Origin of the sequence: Nocardia sp. NPDC051911 (assembly GCF_040681035.1) — a bacterium.
In the GTDB taxonomy this organism is placed as follows: Bacteria; Actinomycetota; Actinomycetes; order Mycobacteriales; family Mycobacteriaceae; genus Nocardia; species Nocardia sichangensis.
Map to the genome: position 1 here is coordinate 64,805 of NZ_JBFAXY010000029.1, position 26,924 is coordinate 91,728.

The 26,924-nt window shown below is 66.7% G+C and carries 24 protein-coding genes; 6 read left to right on the forward strand and 18 right to left on the reverse strand.

What is annotated here, in order from left to right:
- Window positions 1-176: 176 nt before the first annotated feature.
- From AB0L97_RS29300 to AB0L97_RS29330, 7 genes are all read right to left on the reverse strand, one after another.
- The gene (locus AB0L97_RS29300; RefSeq protein WP_355076609.1) at window positions 177-1,118 is read right to left on the reverse strand and encodes a helix-turn-helix domain-containing protein; all 942 of its coding nucleotides are present in this window, start codon (window positions 1,116-1,118) and stop codon (window positions 177-179) included.
- A 9-nt stretch (window positions 1,119-1,127) separates the two neighbouring features.
- Entirely contained in the window at window positions 1,128-2,924 is a 1,797-nt protein-coding gene (locus AB0L97_RS29305) for an NAD(P)/FAD-dependent oxidoreductase (RefSeq protein WP_364435719.1), read from the reverse strand.
- Between the two features lie 27 nt (window positions 2,925-2,951).
- Complete coding sequence (locus AB0L97_RS29310; protein ID WP_364435722.1) at window positions 2,952-3,755, reverse strand: TauD/TfdA family dioxygenase; 804 nt, start codon at window positions 3,753-3,755, stop codon at window positions 2,952-2,954.
- Window positions 3,756-3,769: 14 nt separating this feature from the next.
- The gene (locus AB0L97_RS29315; RefSeq protein ID WP_364435725.1) at window positions 3,770-4,798 is read right to left on the reverse strand and encodes an isocyanide synthase family protein; all 1,029 of its coding nucleotides are present in this window, start codon (window positions 4,796-4,798) and stop codon (window positions 3,770-3,772) included.
- Window positions 4,799-5,180: 382 nt separating this feature from the next.
- Entirely contained in the window at window positions 5,181-6,326 is a 1,146-nt protein-coding gene (locus AB0L97_RS29320; RefSeq protein ID WP_356965413.1) for an acyltransferase, read from the reverse strand.
- 5 nt (window positions 6,327-6,331) lie between these two features.
- On the reverse strand, window positions 6,332-7,558 hold the full coding sequence (locus tag AB0L97_RS29325; protein WP_364435729.1) for an acyl-CoA dehydrogenase family protein: 1,227 nt from the start codon (window positions 7,556-7,558) through the stop codon (window positions 6,332-6,334).
- Window positions 7,521-8,336 (reverse strand): SDR family oxidoreductase, encoded by an 816-nt coding sequence (locus tag AB0L97_RS29330; protein WP_364435732.1) that lies wholly within the window; start codon window positions 8,334-8,336, stop codon window positions 7,521-7,523. The genes AB0L97_RS29325 and AB0L97_RS29330 overlap by 38 nt, the downstream gene beginning before the upstream one ends.
- Window positions 8,337-8,642: 306 nt before the next feature.
- Here AB0L97_RS29330 and AB0L97_RS29335 point away from each other — a divergent pair, with 306 nt between their 5' ends.
- Entirely contained in the window at window positions 8,643-9,914 is a 1,272-nt protein-coding gene (locus AB0L97_RS29335) for a cation:proton antiporter (protein WP_355076621.1), read from the forward strand.
- Complete coding sequence (locus tag AB0L97_RS29340; RefSeq protein WP_364435737.1) at window positions 9,911-10,609, forward strand: HAD-IB family hydrolase; 699 nt, start codon at window positions 9,911-9,913, stop codon at window positions 10,607-10,609. Before AB0L97_RS29335 ends, AB0L97_RS29340 begins: the two co-directional genes overlap by 4 nt.
- Here the strand turns inward: AB0L97_RS29340 and AB0L97_RS29345 are convergent.
- Entirely contained in the window at window positions 10,606-11,574 is a 969-nt protein-coding gene (locus AB0L97_RS29345) for a helix-turn-helix domain-containing protein (RefSeq protein WP_364435740.1), read from the reverse strand. The genes AB0L97_RS29340 and AB0L97_RS29345 overlap by 4 nt on opposite strands.
- A 106-nt stretch (window positions 11,575-11,680) precedes the next feature.
- Between AB0L97_RS29345 and AB0L97_RS29350 the strand changes: the two genes are divergently transcribed.
- The gene (locus AB0L97_RS29350) at window positions 11,681-12,940 is read left to right on the forward strand and encodes a KasA/KasB family beta-ketoacyl-ACP synthase (protein WP_355076626.1); all 1,260 of its coding nucleotides are present in this window, start codon (window positions 11,681-11,683) and stop codon (window positions 12,938-12,940) included.
- Window positions 12,941-12,968: 28 nt separating this feature from the next.
- On the opposite strand, the gene AB0L97_RS29355 is transcribed toward AB0L97_RS29350, so the two are convergent.
- The 3 genes from AB0L97_RS29355 to AB0L97_RS29365 all read right to left on the reverse strand — a co-directional run bounded on the left by AB0L97_RS29355 (window position 12,969) and on the right by AB0L97_RS29365 (window position 14,667).
- Window positions 12,969-13,370, reverse strand: a complete 402-nt coding sequence (locus AB0L97_RS29355) for a metalloregulator ArsR/SmtB family transcription factor (protein ID WP_364435744.1) — start codon at window positions 13,368-13,370, stop codon at window positions 12,969-12,971.
- Entirely contained in the window at window positions 13,370-14,026 is a 657-nt protein-coding gene (locus AB0L97_RS29360; protein ID WP_364435747.1) for an SRPBCC family protein, read from the reverse strand. Before AB0L97_RS29360 ends, AB0L97_RS29355 begins: the two co-directional genes overlap by 1 nt.
- Window positions 14,027-14,127: 101 nt before the next feature.
- Entirely contained in the window at window positions 14,128-14,667 is a 540-nt protein-coding gene (locus AB0L97_RS29365; protein WP_364435750.1) for a helix-turn-helix domain-containing protein, read from the reverse strand.
- A gap of 169 nt (window positions 14,668-14,836) precedes the next feature.
- Between AB0L97_RS29365 and AB0L97_RS29370 the strand changes: the two genes are divergently transcribed.
- Both AB0L97_RS29370 and AB0L97_RS29375 read left to right on the forward strand, forming a co-directional pair.
- Window positions 14,837-16,159 carry a lipase family protein gene (locus tag AB0L97_RS29370; RefSeq protein WP_364435753.1) on the forward strand — a complete coding sequence of 441 codons (1,323 nt, stop codon included), beginning with the start codon at window positions 14,837-14,839 and terminating at the stop codon, window positions 16,157-16,159.
- Between the two features lie 737 nt (window positions 16,160-16,896).
- On the forward strand, window positions 16,897-18,144 hold the full coding sequence (locus AB0L97_RS29375; RefSeq protein ID WP_355076635.1) for an alkane 1-monooxygenase: 1,248 nt from the start codon (window positions 16,897-16,899) through the stop codon (window positions 18,142-18,144).
- Window positions 18,145-18,177: 33 nt separating this feature from the next.
- Here AB0L97_RS29375 and AB0L97_RS29380 read toward each other — a convergent pair whose 3' ends face one another.
- The 4 genes from AB0L97_RS29380 to AB0L97_RS29395 form a co-directional block, all read right to left on the reverse strand.
- Complete coding sequence (locus AB0L97_RS29380; RefSeq protein WP_364435757.1) at window positions 18,178-19,083, reverse strand: class I SAM-dependent methyltransferase; 906 nt, start codon at window positions 19,081-19,083, stop codon at window positions 18,178-18,180.
- Window positions 19,084-19,443: 360 nt separating this feature from the next.
- Window positions 19,444-21,162: a bifunctional 3-(3-hydroxy-phenyl)propionate/3-hydroxycinnamic acid hydroxylase gene (locus AB0L97_RS29385; protein ID WP_364435760.1), complete on the reverse strand. Its 1,719-nt coding sequence runs from the start codon at window positions 21,160-21,162 to the stop codon at window positions 19,444-19,446.
- On the reverse strand, window positions 21,159-22,187 hold the full coding sequence (locus AB0L97_RS29390) for a VOC family protein (protein WP_364435763.1): 1,029 nt from the start codon (window positions 22,185-22,187) through the stop codon (window positions 21,159-21,161). Before AB0L97_RS29390 ends, AB0L97_RS29385 begins: the two co-directional genes overlap by 4 nt.
- On the reverse strand, window positions 22,187-23,017 hold the full coding sequence (locus AB0L97_RS29395) for an alpha/beta fold hydrolase (protein ID WP_364435824.1): 831 nt from the start codon (window positions 23,015-23,017) through the stop codon (window positions 22,187-22,189). The genes AB0L97_RS29390 and AB0L97_RS29395 overlap by 1 nt, the downstream gene beginning before the upstream one ends.
- 206 nt (window positions 23,018-23,223) lie before the next feature.
- On the opposite strand from AB0L97_RS29395, the gene AB0L97_RS29400 reads away from it, so the two are divergent.
- Window positions 23,224-24,255 carry an amidohydrolase family protein gene (locus AB0L97_RS29400; protein WP_364435767.1) on the forward strand — a complete coding sequence of 344 codons (1,032 nt, stop codon included), beginning with the start codon at window positions 23,224-23,226 and terminating at the stop codon, window positions 24,253-24,255.
- Between the two features lie 78 nt (window positions 24,256-24,333).
- On the opposite strand, the gene AB0L97_RS29405 is transcribed toward AB0L97_RS29400, so the two are convergent.
- The 3 genes from AB0L97_RS29405 to AB0L97_RS29415 form a co-directional block, all read right to left on the reverse strand.
- Window positions 24,334-25,158, reverse strand: coding sequence for an MBL fold metallo-hydrolase (locus tag AB0L97_RS29405; RefSeq protein ID WP_364435770.1), 825 nt, complete (start codon window positions 25,156-25,158; stop codon window positions 24,334-24,336).
- 159 nt (window positions 25,159-25,317) lie between these two features.
- Window positions 25,318-26,106 carry an oxidoreductase gene (locus tag AB0L97_RS29410; RefSeq protein ID WP_364435773.1) on the reverse strand — a complete coding sequence of 263 codons (789 nt, stop codon included), beginning with the start codon at window positions 26,104-26,106 and terminating at the stop codon, window positions 25,318-25,320.
- 74 nt (window positions 26,107-26,180) lie between these two features.
- Window positions 26,181-26,756, reverse strand: coding sequence for a TetR/AcrR family transcriptional regulator (locus AB0L97_RS29415; protein WP_355076651.1), 576 nt, complete (start codon window positions 26,754-26,756; stop codon window positions 26,181-26,183).
- Window positions 26,757-26,924 lie beyond the last annotated feature (168 nt).

The following is a 26,924-nucleotide window of genomic DNA, read 5'->3' on the forward strand; positions in this document are numbered from 1 at the left end:
AAAACTGCGGCCACCGCGGAAACACGGAGTAGAGCGACACTCTCGTGTCGGCGGCTCCCGCCTCGGCAGACCCATGGAATCCGCAGACGTCGCGCCCGGGACTTCTCGCCGTGGATCCGGACCGGTACGCGAATCCACGGCGAGACGACGGGTCACGCGGACAGCCGCGCGACGGGTCAGCGGAAGGCCCGCCGGTACTCCTGCGGCGTCACCCCCACGGTCTTGCGAAAGACCTTCCGGAATGCGGCCACCGAAGGAAATCCCGTTCGAACGGTGATGCACTCCATCGTCAGAATGGTCGTCTCGAGCAACACCTGCGCCCTGCGCACCCGGGCGGTCTGGAGCCACTCGTTCGGCGTCATCCGGACCTGCTCGTGGAAGCGCCGGATCAGCGTGCGCTTGCTGACTCCGGCTCGTTCCGCGAGATCCAGCACGGTGATCTGCTCACTGAGCATCATCTCCGCCCACTCCAGTGTGGGATTGATGGACTTGCTGTCCGCCTCCGAGCGCGGACGTTCCACGATGAATTGCGCTTGTCCCCCGTCGCGGGTCAGCGGCATCACCGACAACCTGGCGGTATCCGCCGCCACCGCGGTCCCGTAATCCGTGCGCACCATATGGAGGCACAGATCCAACCCGGCCGCGGCGCCGGCCGAAGTCAGGATGCTCCCGTTGTCCACGTAGAGCACCGTAGGATCCACTCGAACGCGCGGATAGCTCCTCGACAATTCGGTAGCGGCCATCCAATGCGTCGTCGCGCGCTTTCCGTCGAGCAACCCCACCGAGGCGAGGGTGAACGCGCCCAAGCAGATCGATGCCACCCTCGCACCGCGCTCATGGGCGCGCACCAACGCCTTTCGCAACCGATCCGGTATCTGCGACCGATAACTCATCGCTCCCGGCACGACGATGGTTTCGGCCTCGTCCTCGAGATAGTCGATTCCCCCGAGACATGAGATGTCGAAGAACTTCGACGGAACGTCCGACTGCACCCCGCAGACCTGAACCTCGTACGCCGCGGTGCCGTCTTCCTGCATGGCCCGTCCGAAGATTTCGAGCGGAACCGAGAGATCGAACGGAATCACGTCGTCGACGGCCAGAACAGCCAATGACCTCATGTCCTCGACCTAGTCGACCCGCTGCTGCGAGTCCGGTCCCGTCACCACCAACCCGGCGCGGATCAAGCGCTTCAGGGCTCGCCCTTGCAGCACCGTCAACTGTGGCGCCAGCTCCGACCACCGGGCGGGACCACGGTTCAGCGTCTCCCACAGTTGCTCGCCACCGTCGCGCTCCAGGCACCGCACCTCGATGTCCGGGTCGGCCGCGGAGTAGATCCGATGGCAGGCAACGGCGTCGGCGAGCGGCGACGGCGCCGCGTCGCTGTTGGCGATGGGGTCCCGCCAGTAGGCGGCCAGTCCGTCGCGAACCACCTGCGGAATCTCGAACGGCGGCGACATCCCCTTGAAGCCGGGGATGTCCGCCGCCACGCCGGTGCGAATGCGTGCGTCCGGAGACAGCGCCACGATGTCGTCCTGCGCCAGTTCGACCGCGTCGGCCGCGGTGAAGGCCCGCAGGTACGGTCCTTCGTTGGCGAGGTCGCGCGGATCTCGGGTGCCCTTGGTCATGATGTTCAGCAGGTCGGGCACCAGCGCGGTGTTCAGCAACGCCTGGAAGGTTCCCTCCGTCGCGTTGTCGGCTTCGACTCGCCTGCCTTCCGCGCTCCAGTAGGGGCTGTCCGGATGCGAGCGAGAGATCTCGTGGTACCACTGGTCGATACTCAGCGCCCAGGTCTCCGCCATCCCGCGCCACTCGACGTCGTAGTCCCGCCACAGATCTCGCTTGGACTGCTCGTCCAACTCCTGGTCGAACGTCTTGCGCAGCACCAAGGCGGCCGCCCACGCTTGCGTGACGGCGAAGGACATGCCGGAGGAGAAGAGCGGATCGACGAAGTACGACGCGTCCCCGACCGCCATCCAGCGATCCTCGTACGAGCCGAAGCATTCGCTGACCCTGGAATAGTTGGTGGCCGTCAGCATCTCGTCACGGATCGGCTCCGCGTTCGCCACCAGATCCTGGAGCACCGGAATCGACTTGATCGTCTTCAGGAAAATGTCCGGATCACGCAGATCCACCCGCGCGATCGACTCCGGATTGGTCACGACGCCGATCGACCACACCGTCTCCCGCACGCCGTCGACCAGCCGGGGCGTCGGGATGTACCACACCCATCCGTGCTCGAACGCCACCGCGTAGATCGGGGACAGATCGTCCGCGCGGAACACGTTCCAGTCCCCCGCCGCCCGCTGGGCGGGCACGCAATTGCGGTAGTGCGACCACACGGCTACGTTGCGGTAGTCCGAGAGCCACTGCTTGTCGCGCTGCGACCCGCGGGCGGCCACTTGATTCGCCCGGCCGGAAGCGTCGACGAAATAGCGTGCCGTGACCTCGGTTCCGTCCTCCAGCACGACCGTGGCCCGGTCCGCGTCGGCGAGGAACCGCATCACCCGCACGCCCTGGAAGACGTGCGCGCCGCAGGACTCGGCGTGCTCGAGCAGCACGGTGTCGAATTCGGCGCGGTTGATGTGCACCGACCAGCGGTACACACCGTCGACCAGATAGTCCGAGTGCTCGAAGAAGCCGACGAACGGCCGCTCGGTGTCCCACTGGTAGATTCCGCCGAACTTCTGGATCCAGCACTCGCTCGCCAGCACCTTCTCGAGCGCGCCGCTGGCTTGCAGAACGGGGACCAGCGGGTGCGCACCCGATTCGCCGATGTGCTCGCGCGGGAACACCTCGCGGTCGAACACCGCCACACGCAGATCGGTGTCGCGGCAGAGCATCGCGGCGAGCGTGGACCCGGCGGGCCCACCACCCATGATGACGACGTCGTAGTCGTCCGCTGGTCCGGAGATTGAATTAGCCATTGATATTCCTCCCTGATGGCCGATTTCTCAGATGATCTGGATGCGCTGGAGGTGCCGCGAGACCGACCCGGTGAACGAGTTCCGGCCGTGCAGCAGAGCGTGGTTCTCGGCCACGACGATGTCGCCGGTCCGCCACTCGTGGGCGTAGCAGTAGCGGGCGTCGTGCAGCCGCTCGCGCAGGTCCTCCATGACGCGCACGCCGTCCTCGGCCGAGATGCCGTCGACGGTCAAGAACAGCGGATTGGCGTAGCGCGCGGGATCCAGGGGCTCGGCGTATCTGATCGTCGTCTCGCCGGTGGCCGGATGGGTGCCGAGCAAGGGCCATTCGGCCAGGCCGCCGTAGTGCGCGAGTTTGTCGGTGCGGTACGTGATCGAGGTACGGGCCCACAGTTCTTTCAGGTCTTCCGGGGCGTCCCGATAGGTTTGGACGCTGTCGCAGAACACGGTCTCGCCGCCCGCGCCCTCGCCGCGCAGACATTGGAAGAGGAAGAATCGAGGCACCTGCTCGGCGAACGCGCCGTCCCAGTGGAACGGGACATCGCCTTTGTCGAACAGATAGTTGTCGGGAGTGTCCCGGACCACCAGATCCAGGATCGACCCGAAGTTCCATTGCAGGATCTCTCCCGCTGTCCGGCAATAGTTTTCGAGTTCCTGCTTGCCGAGCAGGCCGAATCCGCGGAGTACGACCACTTTCGCATCCAGCGCCAGCGCGAGCAGTTCCTCGACCGGCACATCGGCGAGGGTTCGTCCTTCCGAACCGGACTCCACCAGGCGGCCGAACGGCCGCAGCGGCTCCCCCTCGAGCAGTACCTCGTTCAAGCTTTTCGTCATGTGTCTCCTCAGGTTCACTGTGTTTCGATCTCTGGTGTCCGTCCGAGGACGAAATGACTGGGGCGACTGTTGCGCCACACCAGACGAGCACCAAGCTCCTCGGCGTGCATCCGCTTGACCAGCGAGTAGTTCGTTCCGTCGTCGAGCACCACGCCGTGCCACGGAGTCAGCCAGCTGTCCTGGGTCCGCAGCAGATGGAAGCCGATCTTCTCGGAGTGATTCGTCTGCGGATGGATCGACAGCCGCACCGCGTCGGGGAAGATCTCTCCCATCAGACGGCTCCACGCCTGACTGCGCTGCACCACCGCGTAAGCGGTCTCCTTCGATCGGTTGCGCCGCTTCGTGGCCGACAGGTCGGGCAACAGCACGGCGTTGTCCTCGACCATGAACCGGTGTATTCCGTTGAACATGCGCCGGGCCGCGGGTTCCGTCCGGATCGCCTCGCGCAGCGCGTCGATGCCGTCGGAGTACTCGGCGAGCAGGCGGCGCCTGCGTTCGTCCCAGGACATCTCCGGCATGGCGTCGCGCAGGCCGTACAGGCCGACGGAGCCGCCGCCGGTCGAGCGGATGACGCGGCGGAGTTCGTCACCGTAGTCGTCCACGTGAACGTCCGGGATGCCAAGCGTGTCACTGAACACGTGGCCGTCGGAGCAGATGGTGACGATGGCGCCCGGCCGGTAGACGGCCGAGATCTGGTCACAGAATCCCTGCAGGGACTCGATCGCCAGAGTTTCCGCCATGTCGGGCAGCCGCCCCAGCGTCTTGCGGCGGTTGCGCGACTTCGCCGGGAACGCGGGGATGATGAAATGGACCGGCACGCCGGCCTCGATGTATCGGATCACTTTGCTCAGGTGCGGCGCGAAGCAGTCCGCACAGGGAGCCACATCGCACAGCGACTTCTCCTCGGCACTGCGCCGACGGGCGAAGACCATGCGAAGGATCCGGGTGGCAACCGACTCGACGTCGTCGTCGGGTCTCGGGTGGGCTTGTGGTCGCTCGAGCTCCTGGAGTCGCTCGGAGCCGTTGTCGACAGTCGTACTCATCACTACCTTCCGGACACACAAAAAGAGCGCACGCAACCGGACGGCACAGAAAAATTCCCGCGATCAGCGCGGAGCGAGCCGTCGGCATCTGCTTGCGATCAGAACGTCGTGCTGGGATACGGATTCAGTGCCGAAATTCATTCGATACCCGAGAACCGCGAGCCCCGATGCTCACAGCCGGATCCGAATCACCTACCCCAATTGATCCAGCACCCCCCATGTTTTAAACGGTTCTGTGGTTTATAACACCAGGATAGCGCTGCCCGGACAGGGCGGCAACCATATTGTTTTCCACCGCAGGGAAGGCAATTCGGCGGTGCATGGCATCGCCACGCACCGCCGAACAGGTAATTCGATTGTTGCCGACAGTAAACCGAAGCGCCTAACTCGCCACCTTTTCCGCGACAACCGCGACGCGTTTCGGCCGGGCGAAGCGGCGCATCGCGGGAGATTCCACAAAGGTGAACAAAGACCATGCGGCGAGAATATTCAGGAAGAACAACGCGACGATCAGCGATACCGCGACCGGCGCGCTGAAGGTGGCGGCGTCCATCGTGCGGCGGACGTAGAACAGCGTCACGCCTTGACAGATGTAGAAGGCGAAGGAGATCTCACCGAGCCGCACCATGAGCCTGCTGGACAGGAACCGCGAGGCGCCGTCGAGGTCGGACTGGGCGGCGGACCCGATCAACAGCGCGAGGGGCACCGCGGTCGCCAGGACGAAGCCGACGTAGAACGGCGTGTACATCGCCACCACGTATCCCGCGACCACCGCTGCGAGAGACGCCCAGAGCGGCACCCGTATCCAGCGCCCCTCTTGCACTATCCGTGCCACGAACACGCCGAGGAAGAATTCGAACAGCCGCGACGGCGGAAAGAGATAGCCGAACCAGAGCTGCAATACGGGTATGGGTGTGAGCTCCGACTTCTCGGAACTCGGTATGACGAATGCGGTCAGCAGCACGATCACACAGATGCCGGCCACCATGGCGGCGGCGCAGTACCACAGGTATTTCGACTCGATGCGCAGTACGACCGGTATCAAGAACGGGAACAGAACATAGAAAAGGAGCTCACAGGACAATGTCCAGGACGGCGTGTTGACCCCCGCGTTGATGTAATTCTGCGGGAACCAGGCATGGATCAGGAATAAATTCGGCAGCCATGCCTTCCACGGCGTGATAGCCGCCGCGAACAACACCATCGAGGCCACCCACAGCGTCAAGTGATTGGGAAATATCTTGACCACTCGCCGCCGAATGAACTGCAATTTGCTCGATCCCGGTTTCCACGACCAGGTCAGCACGAAGCCGCTCAAGACGAAGAAGAACGACACCCCGAGAAAACCCGCCTTGCCGACCACCCATGCCGCGTCGTAGGCGATATCCGGGTCGGCGAACAGATTGACCGGTTTGTAAGGCGGTATCGGCGAGGCGGGCAGCATCACATGGAAGACGAACACCGAGAACGCCGCGAAGAACCGCAGTCCGGTCAGGGACGGCAGCCGCTTGCGATTATCGACTTCCATCGCGATCAGCCCAGACCCACGACGAAGGGGAATTCCGGCCTGCCGCCCAGCACGAAGGCGCCGGTGGACTGGATCACCTGGTCGTGCGCGATGATGTGCCGCGCCATCGTGTTCGTGTCACGCAGCCAGATGTCCAGCGGATTCGGCCGGTAGATCGAATCGGTGCCGACGAGTTCGCACAGCCGGGTGAGGATGCGCTGCGCGGCGCGGAACGCGTTGGTCCTTGCCAAGGCGGTCGCGATCCGGAGATCGGTCGGCAAGTCCGCGAAACGCCTGTGGTCCAACGCGTTCCACAGCTCCTCCACCGTGTTGACGACAGCGCCGCGCGCGACGATGTACTCCATCTCGCACTCACCGAGCAGGTACTGGGCGCGGTAGTTGTCCGCCCACTTCTGACCGGTCGCGTTCACCGTCTTCCCCTCCGCCAGGCCGCGGACGTAGTCGAGGGCCGCACGGGCCGTGCCGAGCGGGACACCCGGCATGATGCGGGCCAGCGCCTCCGGTTCGGACAGCTTCCCGCGACAGCTCTTCCGTTCACTGAACGCGAAGGAATGGTGCTCCGGGACGAAGAGACCCTCGACCGCGTAATCGTTGCTGCCGCTGCCGCGCAAGCCCGTGGTGTCCCAGGTGTCGAACACGGCGACCTGATCGCGGGGCATGAAGAAGAGCCGGACGACCGGCGCGCCCTCCGCGGTCTCTTCCATGCGACCGCCCGATGTCACGAAAGCGCCGCCGATGACCAGGTCCGCGTGCGTGATGGCGCTGCCGAACTTCCAACGCCCCGTCAAGCGATAACCGTTCGCCACCCGCTCGGCGCGGCCGGCCGGGAAGATCAGTCCCGCGGTGATCAGATCCTGGGTCGGCATCAGCTCCGCGACGGCCCGCTCGTCGAGATAGCCGGCGTAGATGCCGGTCGCGGCGCCGATCATGGCGCACCAGCCGGTGGCGGTGTCGCCGTAGGACAGCGCCTCGACGACCTCGAATTGCTCCAGCGACGTCAGGCCGGGGCCACCGATCTCCGCACTGAAACACATGCGGTACACACCGATCTCACGCAGCCGCTCGACGATGTCGGAGGGAAGCCTGCGCTCCGCATCGATCTCACTGCGACGTGCCGCCAGATCGGGAACCAGCGAACGCACCGCGGTCAGCAGGGATGTCGCCGAAATTGTTGCTGCAGTCATTGCGGAACTCCTAAGCCAGAGAAGTTGCGTGCGGTCCCGGCCGCTCACGCTGGAGCAGTTCGATCGCCGAAGTGGTCTGCTCGGGACCGAGGGCCGAGTAACCGCCGTCCACGGTCCATTCGGCTCCGGTGACGAAGCTCGCCTTGGACGAGGCGAGAAACGCCGCGACTTCGCCGATCTCGCGTGCGTCTCCCGCCCTGCCCAGCATGTGGAACCGGGAGGCCACCGCATCGGTGCGGGCTCGGTCCCCTTCGGTGATCTCGTTCATCACGCGAGACCAGGTCCAGCCCGGCGAGACACTGTTCACCCGGATCCCGTCGCCCGCGTATTCCAATGCGAGACTGCGGGTCAGCTGCAACAACCCCGCCTTGCTGACCGGGTATCGAACGCGCCCGGCCTGAGCTACTCGCCCGCTGGGCGAGGTGAAGTTGACGATGGACCCCGCCGTGTCCCGCAGTCGGTTTCGGGCCTCTTCGCACAACATCGCCGTACCGACGACATTGGTGTTCAGCACCTCGAGCCACTCGGCCCGCGCATCTGCGCCAGGCCCGTCGTCACCGTAGACGCAGGCGATGTTGACCAGCGCGTCGATGCGTCCGTGCGCGTCGGCCGCGTCCGCGACGAACGACCTGACCGACGAATCGCTGCGCAGGTCGACGGGTACGAAGAGAGCGCGCTCGCCGATCTCGGCGGCCGCCTTCTCTCCCCCGTCCGTATCCAGGTCACCCAGTACGACATTCGCCGAATAGTCGGCGAAGACGCGAGCGACTTCGGTGCCGATGATGGTTGCCGCACCGGTTACGAGTACTGTCTTACCTTCGAACAACGTCGACTCCCCTCGGCTGCGCCCTCCGACCGGCGCAAGCCATGGATCGAAGTATTCCGAACGGAAAGAGCGACCAGCCAGTACCTTTCGCGACAGACATGCACACCTTTGCGCCAGCCCGCGCCGACACCCTCGCGAATGTGTCGTAGATCACTCTCGACGCTCGCTCGTCGGGCCGGTGCGATATCGTCTGAGCGCAGGCAGTCCATGTTTCGGGGGATTCACACTGCGGTCGACGCGTCACGGAATACCCCGTGCGAGAATCGGATCCGCTCCTCCCCTCGATGTCGGAACGGAGTCGAGGCGTTGCCGAGCGACCAAATGATCTTCTTGTTGTTGGATCTCGTACTGATCGTGGCCGCGGCGCGTGTGCTGGGTTGGCTGGCCGAGCGATTGGGCCAGCCTCCGGTGATCGGCGAGATCGTGGCAGGCGTACTCGCGGGCCCGACGTTGCTCGGGGCGCACTTGTCCGAGACCGTCTTCCCGCACGATATTCGCTCGTATCTCACGGCATTCGCGAACGTCGGCGTGATGATCTTCATGTTCTCGGCGGGCCTCGAGATGGATCTGCGGTCCGTCGCGGGACGGCGACGATCGGTCACCGCGGTCGCGCTGTCGGCCTACCTCACACCGTTCGCGCTCGGCTCCGCCGTCGCGGTGTGGGCGCTGGCCCGGCACGACGGCGGCAACCGGCTGAACTTCGCGCTCTTCATCGGCTGCGCCTTGGCCGTCACGGCGTTTCCGGTGCTGGCCCGCATCCTGCACGACCGCAAGCTGCTCGGCACCCGGCTGGGCCAGACGGCAATGACCTGCGCGGCATTGGACGACGTCCTCGCCTGGTGCGTCCTGGCGGTGGTCATCGGCATCGCCCGGCCCGGCCTCGGTCACCACTGGCGGTTGCTGTTGTTCGTTCCGCTGGTCGTGGTGTTGTGGTGGGCGGTGCGCCCCGCCCTGGACCGCATCGCGGGCGCCGGATCCGAGAAGAACCCGTCCAACATGGTCTTCGTCGGCGTCTCCGGCGCCCTTCTGCTGGGAGCGACCACCGAATGGATCGGGTTGCACCTGATCTTCGGCGCGTTCCTGTTCGGGGTCGTCTTCCCCCGGCGGCTGCGCGCGGCCGTCGACAGCGGCGCGCAACTGCTGAGCAGCATCTTCCTGCCCGCGTTCTTCGTGGTGGCCGGCCTCCAGGTCGACCTGGGCGGTCTGGATCGCACCAGTATCGCCGAGTTCGCGGCGATCATGTTCGCCGCGCTCGCGGGGAAACTCGGCGGTACCTACTCGGCGGCTCGGTTCGGCCGGACCGGCCGGACGGAATCCGCCGCGCTGGCCGCGCTCATGAACACCCGGGGGTTGACGGAACTGGTGATCCTGAATGTCGGGCTCACGATCGGCGTCATCGACCAGCGGCTGTACTCGCTGCTGGTCATGATGGCGTTGATCACCACGGCGATGACGGCGCCGCTGCTGAAACTCTTCGGTGTCCCGCACACCCTGCGCGACGACGGTGCGCCCCAGGGCACGGGGAAAACCGAGCGACGCGCGGAATCCGCTGTTCAGACGGAGGCCGCGGCCTCGTGAACCAACCGCACGCGGCTCCCGATCCCGCCGGCGCGCCTGCGGTCGACGACCGCCACGTCCCAGCGGCTTTCGTCGACGTCGACGAAACGTTGGTCCGTGATGTCACCTTCCTGTCCTTGTTCGTCTTCGACGCGCGACGCCGTGCTCGAGGCGAGGAAGCCGACGCCGTGCTCGAGGAGTTCCGCGCGCTGCGCGCGGCGGGGATGAGCCGCGGCGAATCCCATCGGTGGTTCTATCGGCACTGGGCCGGCCGCCAAGTCGCCGAGGTGTCGCGCACCGGCCGTGACTGGTTCGCGTCCCGTGCCGCGGATTCGGCGTTCTTCAATGTCGCGGTGCGGCGCCGGTTGGACGAGTTGCGCCGCGCCGGGACTCGCATCGTCCTGGTGTCCGGCTCGTTCGTCCCCGCACTCCACCCGATCGCCGAAGCCGTCGGCGCCACGTCGGTCTTGTGCACGACGCTGGAGACCGCGGGCGGCAGATACACCGGTGAGGTGCCCGCGACGATGGTCGGCGCCGACAAGTCCGCGGCGCTGCTGCGTTACGCCGAGCGAACGGCCGTGGACCTGTCGTCGTGCACGGCGTTCGGCGATCACCACTCCGATATCGCGATGTTCGACCTGGTCGGCCACCCGGTCGTCGTCGGCGACACCGACCGGCGGCTGCACGGCTATCCCGCGGAACGGCTGCCCGGCTAGCTTCCCTGCTGCCTTTCGTTGCCGATCGTGAACATGTGCCGATACTGCCCCGGGCTGACACCGAGATGGCGCTTGAACAGAGCCCTGGTGTTCGCCGGGTTCCCGAGGCCGACGCGGTAGCCGATCTGGTCGATCGGGAGTTCGGTCGTCTCGAGCAGTTCCCGCGCCTGGTTCAGGCGCGCGCTGGTGATCCAAACGTGCGTGGAGGTTCCGGTCTCTTGCCGGAATCGCCGTATGAAGCTGCGGCGTGAGAGATTCGAACGCTTGGCGAGATCCTCGAGCGAGTGCCTGCGGTCGAGGTTCGCCAGAATCCACGCCCGTGTCTCGGCGAGCGCGCCTGAGGAGGTCTGCTTGGCGAACTGCCGGGTGTACTGGGCTTGGCCGCCCTCGCGCACCGGGGGCGCCACCAGATCGCGAGCCCGTTCGTTGGCGGCCGCAGCGCCGATGTCTTTGCGCACCACGTGCAGGCAGAGATCGATACCGCTGGTCACTCCGGCGGAGGTCAGCACATCGCCGTCGTCCACGAACAGCCGATCCGCGTGCACCTCGACGTCGGGGTATTCGCTCTGGAGCAACGGAGCGGCCCGCCAATGCGTCGTGGCGGGCCGGTGCGACAGCAACCCCGCGGCGGCCAGCGCGAAAGCACCGGTACAGATCGACAGCATTCGCGCGCCGCGGCCGTGGGCCGCGCGAAGCGCTCGCAGCACCGGTTCCGGCGGCGGCGTCGCGAAGGACGCGTACCCGGGCACCACCACCGTCTCCGCGTCACGCAGCGCCTCCAGCCCGGCCACCGTCACACACGACAGCCCCGGAACCGAGGTCGCCGCCGTCCGCGAGACCGCGCACACCTCGAGCCGGTAGTTCGGGTCGGATCCGAACACGTCGATCGGGATCGCGGCGTCCAGAAGCACTACTTCGTCGGGAATGACCACCGTGACCCGACGCTCTCCCCCATCCGGTTGCATGGCCCGATCGTAGCGGTGAACGGCACTCGGGCTACTACCCCGGTCTTCCGGCGCGCACATAGCCTCGCTCGAGTATGCGAGCCGACAAGCCGAAAGAAGGGGTTTGATGTCCGATTTGACGGACTTCTCGACCAGCAACGGAGGGTTCCGGAGCGTCGTCGTGACCGCTGTCGAGATGTCGACCGCCGTCGGCACCGGCACCGATGCGACATGGAAGGGACTGCTCGCCGGAGAGACCGGAATCGCCAAGGTGCAGGACCCCGACTTCGAGCGTTTCCAGGTGCCCGTCGACATCGGCGGCCAGTTCAAGCTCGATCCGACCGAAGAGCTCAGCCGCGTCCAGAAGCGCCGCATGTCCTACGTCCAGCAGGTCGCTTATGTCATGGGCAAACGGATCTGGGACACCGCGGGCCGCCCGGAGGTCGATCCCGATCGACTCGGCGTTTGCATCGGCACCGGTCTCGGTGGCGCCGACACGATCATCGAGTCCAACGACCTGATGCGGGAATCGGGCTACCGCAAGGTGTCCCCTTTCGCGGTGCCCATGGCCATGCCGAACGGCGCCGCCGCGGTGGTCGGGCTGGAGCTCGGTGCGCGAGCCAGCGTGATCACACCCGTCTCGGCGTGCGCTTCGGGATGCGAGGCGCTGGTCCACGCGTGGCGCTCGATCATCCTGGGGGAAGCCGACATGATCGTGGCGGGCGGTGTGGAAGGCCGCATCAACCCGCTGGCGGTGGCCGGATTCGCGATGATGCGGGCATTGAGCACCCGGATCGACGAGCCCGAGCGCGCGTCGCGCCCGTTCGACCGTGACCGCGACGGTTTCGTCTTCGGCGAAGCCGCCGCGCTGTTCGTGCTGGAGTCCGAAGACCACGCGCGGGCGCGAGGCGCGAAGCCCCTGGCTCGCCTGATGGGGGCGGGCCTGACCGCGGACGGCTACCACATGGTGCTCCCGCATCCGGAGGGCGCCGGAAACATTCGTGCGATGCGCCGCGCGCTGGAAACGGCAGGCGTGAGCGGCAAAGACATCGACCACGTCAACGCCCATGCGACGGCCACCTCGTTCGGCGACCTGGCGGAGGCCAAGGGGATCCGGGCGGCCGTGGGCGACCACCCCTCGGTCTACGCCCCCAAATCCGCGCTGGGGCACTCCGTAGGCGCGGTGGGCGCGGTCGAAGCCGCCTTGACCGTGCTCAGCGTGCGCGACGGTGTGGTGCCGCCCACCCTGAACCTCGACAACCAGGATCCCGAGATCGATCTCGACATCGTGCACGGCAGCGCGCGCACCCAGAACATCGAGTACGCGCTGAACAACTCGTACGGATTCGGCGGCCACAACGCGGCCGTGGTGTTCGGCCGCTGCTGACCGCGGCGACGCCCGGTGCGCCCGCCACTCATGCGTGGCGAGTTCGCCTGCCGGAATCCTCGCCGCCGGTTCGACCGGCCCCGCGGCGCGTGCGTTTTCCACGGGCGATCTCCGTCGCGAGCGCGTCGAGCGGTTGAGCGAAATGGCGCATCGGGTCCGCCAGCCCGGTCAGCCAAGCCCGCGCGGCCTCGACACCGGCGGGGTCGAGGGCGTACAGCCGTCGTGTGCCCTCGGCGCGGACGTGTACCAGCCCGGCGTCGCGGAGCACCTTGAGGTGCTGGGAGACGCCGGGCTGGGAGATCCGCGTGCGCTGCTGCACGGCGGCGACCAGCGCGCCCGCGGGCTGCTCTTCGGCCGCCACCATTTCGAGAAGAAACCGGCGGACGGGGTCTCCGAGCGCCTCGAAGATCTTCGCCGGCGATCGATCCATCAGGACTCGGCGCCGTCCTCCGGGACGACCGTATAGAAGTCGATCGTCCGCCGCGCCGCCGAGTTCGCGGCGTCTGGATCGTCACCGTCACTTACGGCCGCCTGCGCCCAGCCGAGAGCCGCCGTCCGGACGAACGTCAGGCCCTCGGGTGTGGTCGGGAAGGCCAGCCCCTCGGCCGGGTCCACCGGATCTCCGCTCGACAAGTGCAGCCCGAGACCCATGAGGGCGAGATCCCAGCCGACGCCCACCGCACCCGGCCCGTATTGCGCCCAGAACTCGGGGGCGACCGGCGCCTCGTGCAGCAACTCCAATTCGGTGCCGTCCGCGGTCGGCGTGAGAACGACGGTGAGCCAGGAGATCTGCGGTCCCATCTCCCAGGTCACGGCGAACCGCTCCGGCGCGTCGCACTGTTCGACGACGCCGTTGGCGTTGCCTTCGAGCTGATAGCGCCCGCCGACCCGCAGATCACCGCTGATCGGCAGGAACCAGCGCGGAATCCGCTCGGCATCGGTGAGCGCGTCCCAGAGATCCGCTCGATCGGTCGGGTAGTTCCGACGGGCGACTGCTATTCGGGTGGGTACGCCGTCGCGGGATCCGGTGCGGACCTCACGGGTCACGAGCCCGGCGATGGCGGCGGGATCGGTGAGCAACGCCATGACAACCTCCTTGATAAGTTTTGACTTATATTAGCGGCGCGCGGCGTGACCGCAAGACCGGTGCGGCGCCACCCCGAGGGACCGGACGCGCGCCGCCCCGATCAGTCGCCTGGAGACAACCCCGCGATCGCGCGCAGCGCGGAGATCATTCCCGCGACCGGGATGCCGGGATCGATCGACCGGAACAGACCCAGCCCCACGCCGAGGGCCAGCACGGCGACGGCGGCTTCGGCCCGGGGCATCGGGGTGTCGAGATCGTCCGTCGCGCGCAAGGCGGCGCCGACCATGCCCACGATGTTGTCGAGCCGGGTCGCCAACTCGGCGCGCAGGTGCTCGTCACGCCGAGCGTGCACGCTGAACTCCAGTTCGAGATGCGTCCAGTCGGGCTCGCCGACCACCCGTTCGGCCCATTCCGTCATCCGGAGCAGTCGCTGCGCGGCCGTCGGCGCGGCGATGATCTCGGCGACCTCCGCCGCCCGCTCAGCGTGAATTTCGTCGAGCACCGCCAGACACAACTCGTCTTTGGTGCGGAAGTTCGAATACACCGCCCCTTTGGTGAAACCGGCGGCTTTCGCGACCTTGTCCAGAGTCGTGGCCTGAAAACCGTCCTCCAGAAAAAGCCGCTCGGCGGTCGCGATCAAAACAGCGCGCGTCCGCGCCTGGCTCTGCGCCCGGGTCGGCCGGGAACGCCCCGCCCCCGCGAGCCGCCGACACTCATCGCTATTCCCGGACAATTTCGACCCCTTACAGATACTCTCAGTATCCGATTCTAGATGCCAGGGGTATCCCAATCGCAGGAAGGATCGCATCGTGAGGAGCCGAATACTCAGATTGGCCACAGCTTTGACGGGAACCCTCCTCGTGGTCGGGGGTGGGGCCGTCGCCGCCCCACACGCATGGACGGAACCTGCGGCGGAAACCGTCGCCGGCGACGATTTCTACATCCCGCCTGCGGCACCGGCGGGCGCACCGGGCTCCATCATCCGCACCGAAGGGTCGCGGCTGGCGATCTCGGTCCCCGGCGTCCCAGGGCAGGTCCCCGCGACGTCGACGCGCATCATGTACACCAGCAGCGATACCCACGGTGCCCGCACAGCGGTGACGGGAACATATCTGGAACCGTCCCAGCCGTGGACCGGTCCGGGCGAACGACCGCTGATCTCCTACGCGGTCGGCACCAAGGGGCAAGGCGATCAGTGCGCGCCGTCGAAATTGCTGGCGCAATTCGTCCAATACCAGCCCCCGTTCGACGTAATCGTCGAATACGACGTACTGGCGATCTACACGCTGCTGGCCCGCGGCATGTCGGTGATGGTGACCGACTACCACGGTCTGGGCACACCGGATGTGCACGACTACCTCAACCGCAAATCTCAGGCCTACGCGGTCCTCGACGCCGCGCGCGCGGCGCTGCAATTGCCGGGCACCAGCTTGAATCCCGGATCGCCGGTCATTCTGTACGGATACTCCCAGGGCGGCATGGCCTCCGCGGGCGCGGCCGAACTGCAGCCGGGCTACGCCCCCGATCTGAACGTGCGGGGCGCCTACGTCGGCGGGCCGGTGGTAGATGACGAGTACTTCATCGCCTTCAACGACGGACGAGCCCCGCTCGGACCCGCCTTCGCGTGGATCCTCAACGGCATCGCCGCCAATTACCCCGAGACCCGGCCGGTGCTCGACGCCGAACTCAACGACACCGGTAAGGCGATCATGCGCGAGTCGATGGACAAGTGCGCCGTGCCGCTGGGACTGGCCCAGCAGTTCCCGAATACCTCACAGTGGACCACCAGCGGGCAACCACTGACGGCGGTGATCGATCAGTCGCCGGTGTTGAAGGCGGCGTTCAACGACCAGCGGGTCGGCACGATGACCCCGGGAGTGCCCGTCCTCATCGCCTCGAACCAGGCCGACGAAGGCGCGCCGTACGTGCCCGTGCGCGAACTGGCCGCCGGATGGTGCGGCGGTGGCGCACCCGTCCAGTTGAATGCGAATGCCGAGTTACCCAGCGTCATCACCGGGTTGCGGGTTACCCACGTACTGGCGTTCTTCCCGTCGCTGGGTGCCTCGCAGGACTGGATGACCGAACGGCTCGCGGGCCAGCCCGCGCCGACCAACTGCGGAGCGCTGCCCTGATTTGCGAAAGCACGACCAACTCGGATACCGTCAGTATCTGAATCGGAGATTCGGCGCGCCGCGCCGCGCACAGAGGTTCTGCTCGTAGTGCCGCGAACTTTGTGCACCATGGTCGGCCGCGGTTCGGTTTTCACGACCGAGCCGCGGCCGACTGCCTGCCCGGAGGAGCACAGGCGTCCGTGCGGCAGGCGGAGCCGCACCCCACGGTCTCCCGATGCCTCGGAGCCGGTGCATCGATTTGCAGAAAATTTGCTGTTGATCTTCGCTAGCTGGGTCGAAATCGGGACGAAAGGTGCGGATGTCGGAGTTGGCTCACCCCCGCCGACCTGAGCCACTCAGGTGTGCGCAACGGTGACACTCGGACATCTGGCACGAATCGACCCGCGTCGGATCCGGCAACTTCGACCGTCCGAAGGCCGGCTGTCGAACCTCGGCTGTCGAAATCCGCAGCGCTTCCAGACAGTCGACGTCACAGCGGCGAACAAGCGCACCGTTGCCGATCCCGTCCACGCCACACCGAGCCGAACAGGCGACACACGCGAGACGGGTCCCGAAAACCTCCCCACCGATCGGGCGTCGGACCGTTTGCGCATGATGAGGATTGCCCGCTCAGGCAGCGCTTTCCACGGTTCACCACCACCTGGCGAACTTCCAGTTATCCTGGATTGGCGCGCATGGTTCAGGTGTTGTCCGCAGTCGGAACTGTCGGTTGAGTGTCGTCCTCACGGATCGGCGAGATGACTATGACGATCTTCGAGCACACGCGAGCCCGCGACCCCAAGCGGTACCTCTGGATTCTCGGCTTGATCGCCCCGGGTTGCGCACTGCTGCCTTCCACGTTGGTGGCACACACCGGACTGGAACTGTTCTGGTGGATCGGCCCGATCATCGTGCTGGTGGTGATCCCGTTGCTGGACTGGTTCATCGGCGACGACGGAAGCAACCCGCGCGACGAAGACTACGAAGCGCTGTCCAACGATCGTTATTACCGGTGGTGCACCTTTCTGTTCCTGCCGATGCAATTCATCGGCCTGCTCATCGCCGGCTATATGTGGGCCAGCCATGAGCTGAGCCTCGCCGACAAGCTCGGCTTGGCGGTCACTCTCGGCTTCGTCTCGGGCATCGGTATCAACGCCGCCCACGAACTCGGCCACCGCGCCGAACATCTCGAACGGTGGCTGGCCAAGATCGCGCTCGCGCAGTCCGGGTACGGACATTTCTTCGTCGAGCACAACCGCGGCCACCACGTCCGCGTCGCCACACCCGAGGACCCGGCCAGCGCCCGCTTCGGCGAATCGCTGTGGCAGTTCCTGCCGCGCACCATGATGGGCGGGTTCCGGTCGGCACTGGCGCTGGAACGCACGCGCCTGGCCCGTAACGGCAAACGTTGGTTCAGTCCCGGTAACCATTTGTTGCAGGCCTGGGCGATGAGCGCGGTGCTGTTCGGCGGCCTGATCGTGACCTTCGGCCCCGTTGTCACGCCGTACCTCGCCATTCAGGCGCTCATCGGCGCGGGCCTGCTGGAAACCGTCAACTATGTCGAACACTACGGACTGCTGCGTACCCGCCGACCCGACGGGCGTTACGCTCGCTGCTCGCCGCGCGACAGCTGGAACAGCGACCGCCTGGTCACCAACATCTTCCTGTTCCACCTCCAGCGCCACAGCGACCACCACGCCAACCCCGGCCGCCGCTATCAGACCCTGCGCAGCTGCGACGTGGCGCCGCAACTGCCCGCCGGCTACGCCACCATGGTCGTGCTCGCCGCGATCCCCCCGTTGTGGCGTGCGGTCATGGACCCCCGTGTCCTCGCCCACTACAACGGCGACATGACGCTCATCAACCTCAAGCTCCGCAGACGCAGGCTACCGCTGCCCATCCGGTACCCGCGCGATGACGTGCGATGGGCCGCGGACCCCGGCACGCACGGCATGAGCCCGTCGACCGGCGACGACGACCTGTTCCCCACGGAGGCGAATCGCTGATGCGGCCGCCGCCCGGCAGGCGAGGGTACGGATTCAGTGCGGCGGGCGCCGAGCGTCGGGTTTGAGACAGGTGAACTGCATGACGTCGGTATGCCCGCGGCGGAAGTAATCGGCGGAACCGGTCAGATACCGCATATAGGCGTTATAGGTGTCCCGCCCGGCGAGCTCGACAGCCCGGTCCCGGTTTTCGTGGAGGGCGTCGGCCCAGCAGTCCAGTGTCGTCGTGTAGTGCGGTCCCAGTGCCTGGATGTCGGCGACGGTGAATCCGGCGTCCTCGGCGTATTCGGTGACCCCTTTGGGATGATGACCGGTCGGCAGCGGAAGCTCGCCGCCGGGGAAGATGGTCTCGCGCAGAAATCGCAAGAACGCGAAGTCGTCGCTGGTGATCTGGGTACCGTGTGCCCGCAGATGTTCGCGGCTGTAGCTGACCACGGTCTGCAACAGCAGCACCCCGTCGGAGGGCATGATCCGGTAGGCGAAATCGAAGAACTCTCCGTAGCGGTCCACCGGCAGGTGTTCCAGCGCTCCGATGCAGACGATCCGGTCGGCGCGCCGGTCGAAGTCCTCCCAGCCCTGCACGCGCACCCCACCGTACGGACGGCCCCGGATCAGCCGGTCGACGAGCATGTCCCGCACGTATCGGTACTGGTTACGGCTGCGGGTCAGCCCGATCGTGTTCACCCCGTAGGTGTCCATGGCGCGCAGCATGGTGGAGCCCCAGCCACAACCGACGTCCAGCAGGGCCATTCCCGGCTGCAGATCGCACTTGGCCAAGGCCAGGTCGATCTTCGCCGTCTGGGCTTTTTCCAGGGTGTCGTCAGGGTGGGACCAGAAAGCACAGCTGTAGGTGCGGGTCGGGTCGAGGAAGAGCCCGAAGAACTCGTCCGGCAACTCCTCGCGGGAGAGCACCTCGTGGTAAAGGGGGGCGTGAACACTCATGATGGCGGATCTTTCGCACGAACCGGCACTGCTGTTCAGCGGAAGCCGCCGGGCGGCTTCCTGCCGGGTACGGACCACGATGTGAACGCACCGACCACGCGCTGCCGACGGGGACGACCACGCTGTTTCGCCGTGGCCGGCCTCGGCCGACACATCTTCACGCTACCTCGCTCCACGAGAGCACGTCCTAGAACGGTCCATCTCGGCAAACTCGAGGCCAATCGCGACTCGCCCGACTCCCTGAGGCCGGATCGGGCGGCAAGGCAGCGCGCGGGCCTCGGACCGGCAGCCGATGCGGATGCCGGTGCGTCCGGGCCGCTGCCACCCCGGCCGCAGCTGTGAACATGCCGCGCGAGGTTGTCAGGCCTGCTCGTACTGCGCGCGGAGGTCGTGCTGTTCCACTCGCGACATCGGAAAGATGCCCAGTTGCCGTGCGAGTTCGGTGACCAATGACGCGCCGTGCCCGGCCGCGGCGGCGCCGAAGACGAATCGGTCGGGGCGCAGCACGAGGACGCCGCCGGGGCGCAGTCCGGCCTTGCCGAACCAGCGGGTCAGAGTGCCGGTGTGGTCTTCGATGTCGGTGACGTCGTCGCGGCCGTCGCCCGGTTTGCCCTGCGGGCGTCCACCGAGCGGATACACGGTGACGAAGGCGGCGTCGAGACCACGCAGGAATGCCAATTGCTCCGGCCCGAAGGCCCGGCGCGGATCGGTGCCGTAACCCAGGACCGCGAATCCGATGCCCAACGCCTCGTCCAAGCGCCGGTGACGTCCGTTGTAGTCGCGGATGTCCGGTTGCGGGGCAAGGGTTCCCTCGATACCACGCAGCACGCGCCGGGGCAGACCGAGGTAGGCGCCGCGACGGAAGCGCGGCCGCGGTTTCATTTTCGCGCCGCGGATCCAGCCGCCGAGCCCCGGCACCCGCAGCGCGGTGGTGAGCCCGATGTCCCTGGCCGCCGCGAGCAGCTTGTTGTCGAGCGAGACGATCTGCTTGTTCAATACCGACAGATCGATCATCGCCTTCGCGTGCGGCCTCCGCTCGGACTCGTAGCTGTCCAGGATGTCCAGCGCCGCACCGTGTTCGATGATCGCGGTCAGCTTCCAGGACAGGTTGTCCGCATCGCGCACTCCGGAATTCATGCCTTGACCGATGAACTGCGGGGTCATGTGCGCGGCGTCGCCCGCGACGAGGATCCGCCCGTCGCGCCAGCGATCGGCGACAACCGCGTTGAAGGTGTAGACGAGTTTGCGCAGCACCTCCACTTCGTCCGGGTCGACGAAGCGTGCGATGTAGCGGCGTACGGTCTCCGGGTCCTCCATCTCCTCGTTGGTCTGGGATTCCGACAGCATGAACTCGAACCGGTGATGCCGGTCCGGCTGCGGGCAGGACACGATCGGCAGTTCCGGGTCGCACACGAAGTTGAAATACGGCAGATGCCGGAACGCATCGACACCGTCACGGGCTCTCAGATCGACGACCAGCCACCGTTCCGGAAAACTGGTGCCGGACATCTCGATACCGAGCTTGGTGCGCACCACGCTCCGGCCGCCGTCGCAGCCGACCAGGAACTTCGCCCGCACCCGTTCGGCCGTGCGCGGATCGGTGTCCGCCGGGCGCTTGCCGTAGCCCGTACCCCGGCATTCGGCGTGCTCGACGTGCACGCCGTCGGCATCCTGGTCGAAGTCGACCGCCTCGCGACCGCGCCGCACCGTGACGTGCGGATAGCGGTCGAGTGCCCGTTCGAGCGTGTTCTCCAGATACGGCTGGTACAGGAAGTTGACCACGGGCCAGCCCAGCGGCCGGTCGGTCTGATGGAACTGCGCCAGCACCGAGCCGTCCCCGCGCACCCACTGCACGGTCGAATCGACGTTCATGTCCGCCGCCAATTCGTCCGCGGCCCCGGCGGTCTGGAAGACCCGCATGCCTTCGTCATCGGTGTACACCGCGCGGGCCATCCCGTAGTACTCCGGCTCCCGCTCCAGCACCAGCACTCGCACCCCTCGCCGTCCCAGCAGGTTGGCCAGGGTCAAACCGGTCGGGCCGAGGCCGACCACCACCACATCGACATCGAAGTCGCTCATCGCGACAGTCCTCCCGTCAGTTCGGCGACAGTGGGTTCCGGAGTCCTGATGGTCCGCAGGGCTTGCCGGAACTGGGCGAACTTGTCCAGCACCGTCTCCCCCACCGTGGTGTGGCCCCAGATGCTGATGCCCTGATAGGTGCTCGGTTCCCAGGTCGATTCCAGTTCCGGGCCGATCACCACCGGATTCCAGCCGACCTCCAGCTCGAAACCGGACGGCGTCACGCAATAGAACGACAATTCGCGATCGTTGGTGTGCTGGCCGACCGACCACGCCATCCGGAAACCCAGATCGGTGACCCGGCCGAACGCGGCCAGCATGTCCTCCAGGCTCGCGGACTGGATATTGATGTGCTGCACCCGAGTTCGCAGCGGATCGATCTTCATCCCGCGCAGGTTCGCGATCGCGATCGAATGGTGACGCTCGTTCACTCGCAAGAACCGGATCTTCATCGTCAAGCCGGAGAAGTTTTCGTCGATGTAGTCCGTCAACCGCGCGTCGATCACCGTGTCGTAGTAGCCGCGCATCGACTCCGGTTCACGGGAGACGATCGCCACGTGGCCCATCCCCGCCTCGCCGGTGACCCAGCCGGAACTGAGCATCCGCAAGGGTTCCGGACTGGTCACCGGCGTTGTGAAGATTTCGGTGGCGATGCCCTTGGGGCCGGGGAAGCGCCACAGGCGCTGCACGCCGCGCGCGGCCGCCTGCTCGGCGGTGCCTTCCTCGATCGGCACGCCGCGGTCGCTCACCCGGGCAAGGATGCGGTCGAAGGTCTCGTGGTCGTCCACCTGCCAGCCCAGCGCGGTGACGTCCTCGGCCGTGCCGTGCCGGATGAGGAAGCGGCAGGCGTGGTCGTCCAGACGGAAGCGCAACATGTCGGTGTCCAGTTCGTCGACGTGCATCCCGATGGCCAACCCGCCGAACCGGCGCCAGTCGGCCAGCCGCCGCGAATGCACGACGACATAGCCCAGATGCACCGCGCCGAACACCGACCCACCGGTTGCCCGGCCCGTGCGCTCGCTCATCACGCCGCTCCCAGGAACGCGACGGCCAGCGCGTTGAACAGCTCCGCGCGCTCCCACTGCACCCAGTGGCCGGTCTCCGCCGCCAGGTACAGATCACAGTTGGGCATCCGCTCGGCGAGCATGCGCCCACCGTCGGGCCGGTTCACCTTGTCCTCGGCGCCCCAGATCACCAGCGTCGGATTGCGCACGCCCGGCAACCGGGCGTCGCGGGTGAAATCCATGCGCCACAGCGTTCGCAATGCCGACGGTCCCGAGGGACGCCGCAAGGGCGGATCGGCGAGCACGTCGGGATCGAGACTGGCCCGATAACGGTCGTCGATGATCTCCTCGGTGACACCGCCGGCATCGTGAACCAGATACTCGCGGATGAACTCGGCCAGCTTGGCCCGGCTCGGGCCGTCACCGCCGTAATAGGACAGCAGCGACTGCAAGCCTTTGGTCGGCAACGCGCGCGTGGTGCCCACCCCACCGGGGCCCATGAGGATCAGTTTCCGCACCTTCTCGGGTCGGTCCATGGCCAACCGCAACGCCGCCGCTCCCCCGTAGGAGTTGCCGATCAGGTGTGCCGAGTCGATATCGAGGGCGTCGAGCAACCCACCGACCGCCGCGGCCAAGTCGCCGAACGGATCGGACTGGTCGATGCGCTTGGTCGAGCGCCCGTAGCCGGGCATGTCCGGAACGATCACCCGGAAACGCCGGGCCAGCGCCTCGATGTTGCGGGAGTAGTTCGACCTGCCGCTGGCTCCAGGTCCGCCCCCGTGCAAGAGCACCACGGCGGCGCCCGCGCCGGCTTCGCTGTAGAAGATGTCTCGATTGCCGACCCGGATCATCCGCCCGGTCTCGGCGGCACTGTCGGTTGTCACCACTACCTCCCAGATCGTTGATCTGATGCAATCATCAGTTATGTAGAAATAGTCTGTCAAGCAACAATGATGAAATCATCAGAATTGCTTGCGCAACGACCCGAGGGTGCGCCAGAGTGAGGGTCCGGACCTCTTCGAGCCCGGTGCGCCCGGAGAAAGGACTGCTAAACCCCATGAATCGCATCGACGTGCATCAGCACCTGATCCCGCCGGACTATGCCGAAGCGCTTCGGGTGCACGGTGTGACCGCCCCGGGCGGGCGTGCACTGCCCGAGTGGAGTCCCGAGGCGGCGCGTGCGTCGATGACGCGGGCCGGGATCGCTTCGGCGGTGCTGTCGGTGTCGACGCCCGGCACCACGTTCCTGGCCGACCCGGCACAGGCGGCCGCACTCGCCCGCTCGGTCAACGACTACACCGCCGCGCTGGCGCAGGCCGAACCCGACCGGTTCGGGTTCTTCGCAACCCTCGCCATGCCCGACGTCACCGCTGCCGCCGACGAGGCTCGACGCGCCCTCGACGACCTGCACGCCGACGGCGTCGTGCTGCTCGGCAACGCGGCGGGGACCTATCTGGGCGAGGACGGGCAGGACGACCTCTTCCGGGTGCTGGACCGGCGATCGGCCGTCGCGTTCGTCCACCCCGCGGACCTGCCCGCGCCCGCCGTGCCGGGCGTCGCGCCATTCGCCGCGGATTTCCTGCTCGACACCACCCGCGCGGCGTACCTGCTCGTACGCAATGGCATTCGGCGGCGGTATCCCAACGTCCGCTTCGTCCTCGCCCACGCAGGCGGGTTCGTCCCCTACGCCGCACACCGCATGGCACTGGCCATCTTCAACGACACCGGGCGCAGCCCGCTGGACATCCTGGACGACTTCGCCGGGTTCTATTTCGATACCGCGTTGTCGGCGAGCGCGGCGGCACTGCCGTCCCTGCTCGCGTTCGCCGAACCCGGGCACGTGCTCTACGGCAGCGACTGGCCCTTCGCGCCCGAACCCGCGGTCCACTATTTCAACGCCGGGCTCGACACTTTTCCCGGATGTGACGACAGCACGCGGCGAAACATCCAGCGCGACAATGCCATCGCGCTCTTCCCCCGCTTCGGTGCGACCGCACCGGCGCCGGAGCCACCGCTGCTCGCCAGGGCACGGACGAGCCTTCGGCGCAAACTCTTCCGCAGCGTGGCGCGGGCGATCGCCCGGCGCTGAACCCGGCCTTCGGCGCCGGCCGTCGCACCGATCCTTCGGTGTCGGATCATAGGCGCGTACCGCTCCGGGCGTCGGGTGTCAACCGCGAAGTCGTTCGAACTCCGTCGCACAGTGGGCGGAGAAGACCGTCACCGCGTCGCCGTTGTCGTGGACGAGTTCCCGTAGCCGCTGCTGATTCTCGATGCGGGACTGTCGCCGAGTGTCCACGTACCACTGGAAGATTCGCGTGCCCAACGGCATCGACGGCTTCGCACGCATCTGCCCGTGATAGGTGTATGCGTCACCGGCGTGCAACAGCCAGCCGTTTCCGGTGTCGACCGCGACGCCGACATGACCGCGCGTGTGTCCGGCCAGCGGAACCATGAGGATTTCCGGCGGCAGCCCCCGCAGTTCACGCACCGCCTGGAACCCGAACCAGCGCTCCGCGTCGCTGTCGGTTTCGTCGTACACCGACCACTCGGGTCCGTGCTCGAATTGCACCGGCCGATACCGCAACTTCTCGCGCCTGCCGAAGGGGCCCGCGACGGCATCGAGTTCCGCCCGGTGCACATGCACGGTGGCCTGCGGGAAATCGGCGAGGCCACCGGCGTGATCGAGATCGAGGTGCGTGACGATGACGTCGCGGACATCGTCGCGGGAGAAGCCCAGCGCCTCGACCTGCCGTGCGATCGGCTGGTCCAGAACCGGATTCGATTGCCGGATGAGTTGACGCCCCACCCAGACATCCGGCCGCGACAGCGCCTGCTCGCCGTAACCCGTGTCGACCAGGACCAATCCAGCGGAGTGCTCGATCAACAAACAGTGGCAAGCTCCGGCGGCCGTACGCCGAAACCCCGGCCGGCCGTCGAACAAACGGCCTCCGAAGGGACGGGTTCCCCCGGCATCCAAATGATGGACACGCACCAGTCCGCTCCTATCCGCGCCGTCCGACCAGCCACGCTACATGCTGACGCTTCCGGACGCGACAGATACCGGCGAAGCTCGTGATACCAAGTGCGCGAACGTATTCGACGCGGAAGACCATGCGACGGGAGCACGAGAGCACTCCCGCCGCGGACCTCGTCAGGCGATCTTCAAGGTGCCTCCGTCGATGACGTAGTCCGCACCGACGATATTCGCGGCTTTCGGTGACGCGAGGAAGGCGACGAGAGCGGCGACCTCCTCCGGCTCGCTGATCCGGCCGGAGGCGATGCCGAACTGCTCGGGCACGGCCGCGAGCAGTTCCTCCTGCGAAAGCCCCTGCGCGGCAGCGAACTTAGCGCCGACACCGTCGGGTCCACGCCACAGCGGCGTGCCGACCACGCCGGGAGAGACGGTGTTGACCCGCACTCCGCGCGGCCCGAACTCCTCGCTGAGCCGCTTGGTGAGCGCGGTCAACGCGGCCTTGGCCTCGCTGTAACCGACCGGGCCCGCGGCGGGCAGATGCTTGTTGATCGATGAGATGGTGACGATCGAGCCGCGCCGTTCCAGCAGGCTCGGCAGGGCCGCACGGGTGACCCAGATCGCGCTGAACAGATTCAGGTCGAACAGCTCGCGCCACTGCGCATCATCGACCTCGAGGAATCCGCCCAACTCCAGGCGCGCGGCGTTCACCGCGCCGACGTTGTTGATCACGATATCGACGCCGCCCAGTTCTTCGAGGGCGGCATCGATCAACCGAGTCGCCCCCTCGGAAGTGGAGAGGTCGACGGGAACGGCCGCGACACTGGCCTTTTCGAGCTCGGGGGTGATGGTGCGCGCGGCGCCGACCACCCGGACACCTTCGGCGGTCAACGCCTCCGCCACCGCAAGGCCGATGCCGCGACCGGCGCCGGTGACGACGGCGGTCTTGCCGGACAGTTCGAGATCCATGAGGGAACCTTTCTTTCTTGAACTACAGGTCAACAATGTGGGCAGCAAGCGGGCCGACGGTCGGGCATCGGAATTCAGAGGCTGGTCAAAGCGGTATCGATGACGCGATGCAACGTGGGCGCATCGTAGGTCTTGGCCATCACTCGCAGGCCGACGATGGTGTTCATCAAGAATTCGGCCGCCGCCCGAGGGTCGGCCCCGGCGCGCACGTCACCGTCGCGCCGCCCCTGATCGATGCGAGCCTCCAACGCTCCGATCACACGGTCCTGCATGGCGCGGACCGCGCGGGTGATCTCCGGGTCGTGTCCGCCCAGTTCCATGGCGGTGTTCACCGCCAAGCAGCCGCGCCGAACCGGCTGGGCCAGGTCGGAATCCACCAGACCGCACAGGAACGTGGCCAGACAGTCGCGAGTGGAACCCGGGCGGGACAGGATCTCGGCGGCCAGCTCGGCACCGAGCCGGTCGTAGCGATCCAAAGCCTGGTCGAACAACGCGCGTTTGCTACCGAAAGCGTGGTAGAGACTCCCCTTGCCGACCCCGGTGGCCTCGGCCAGCTGCGCGGGCGAGGTGTTGGCGTACCCATGGGTCCAGAACGCCTCCATGGCCCGCTCCACCACCGTGTCCGGATCGAAGTTGCGCGGCCTGCCCATGACCTGAACCGTAATAGTTTTCGACCGACAGGTCAAGAAAGCGTGTGATTCGGCGCCTCTCCGGCCCGCCTGCCGGGCATCGGCCATGAGATCGGGGCGATCCTAAAGCTTCCGATCGATTCGTCGCGGCTCGATACTTCCGGCATGCATGCGACGACCACCGGCGGC

Excerpts from the sequence above, each read along its gene's own strand:
- AB0L97_RS29310 (WP_364435722.1), bottom strand. The coding sequence starts at position 3,755 with ATGACGAAAAGCTTGAACGAGGTACTGCTCGAGGGGGAGCCGCTGCGG.
- AB0L97_RS29315 (WP_364435725.1), bottom strand. The coding sequence starts at position 4,798 with ATGAGTACGACTGTCGACAACGGCTCCGAGCGACTCCAGGAGCTCGAG.
- AB0L97_RS29400 (WP_364435767.1), top strand. The coding sequence starts at position 23,224 with ATGAATCGCATCGACGTGCATCAGCACCTGATCCCGCCGGACTATGCC.
- AB0L97_RS29390 (WP_364435763.1), bottom strand. The coding sequence starts at position 22,187 with ATGAGCGAGCGCACGGGCCGGGCAACCGGTGGGTCGGTGTTCGGCGCG.
- AB0L97_RS29375 (WP_355076635.1), top strand. The coding sequence starts at position 16,897 with ATGACTATGACGATCTTCGAGCACACGCGAGCCCGCGACCCCAAGCGG.
- AB0L97_RS29385 (WP_364435760.1), bottom strand. The coding sequence starts at position 21,162 with ATGAGCGACTTCGATGTCGATGTGGTGGTGGTCGGCCTCGGCCCGACC.
- AB0L97_RS29410 (WP_364435773.1), bottom strand. The coding sequence starts at position 26,106 with ATGGATCTCGAACTGTCCGGCAAGACCGCCGTCGTCACCGGCGCCGGT.
- AB0L97_RS29305 (WP_364435719.1), bottom strand. The coding sequence starts at position 2,924 with ATGGCTAATTCAATCTCCGGACCAGCGGACGACTACGACGTCGTCATC.
- AB0L97_RS29355 (WP_364435744.1), bottom strand. The coding sequence starts at position 13,370 with ATGGATCGATCGCCGGCGAAGATCTTCGAGGCGCTCGGAGACCCCGTC.
- AB0L97_RS29415 (WP_355076651.1), bottom strand. The coding sequence starts at position 26,756 with ATGGGCAGGCCGCGCAACTTCGATCCGGACACGGTGGTGGAGCGGGCC.
- AB0L97_RS29345 (WP_364435740.1), bottom strand. The coding sequence starts at position 11,574 with ATGCAACCGGATGGGGGAGAGCGTCGGGTCACGGTGGTCATTCCCGAC.
- AB0L97_RS29300 (WP_355076609.1), bottom strand. The coding sequence starts at position 1,118 with ATGAGGTCATTGGCTGTTCTGGCCGTCGACGACGTGATTCCGTTCGAT.
- AB0L97_RS29350 (WP_355076626.1), top strand. The coding sequence starts at position 11,681 with ATGTCCGATTTGACGGACTTCTCGACCAGCAACGGAGGGTTCCGGAGC.
- AB0L97_RS29380 (WP_364435757.1), bottom strand. The coding sequence starts at position 19,083 with ATGAGTGTTCACGCCCCCCTTTACCACGAGGTGCTCTCCCGCGAGGAG.
- AB0L97_RS29320 (WP_356965413.1), bottom strand. The coding sequence starts at position 6,326 with ATGGAAGTCGATAATCGCAAGCGGCTGCCGTCCCTGACCGGACTGCGG.
- AB0L97_RS29360 (WP_364435747.1), bottom strand. The coding sequence starts at position 14,026 with ATGGCGTTGCTCACCGATCCCGCCGCCATCGCCGGGCTCGTGACCCGT.
- AB0L97_RS29395 (WP_364435824.1), bottom strand. The coding sequence starts at position 23,017 with ATGATCCGGGTCGGCAATCGAGACATCTTCTACAGCGAAGCCGGCGCG.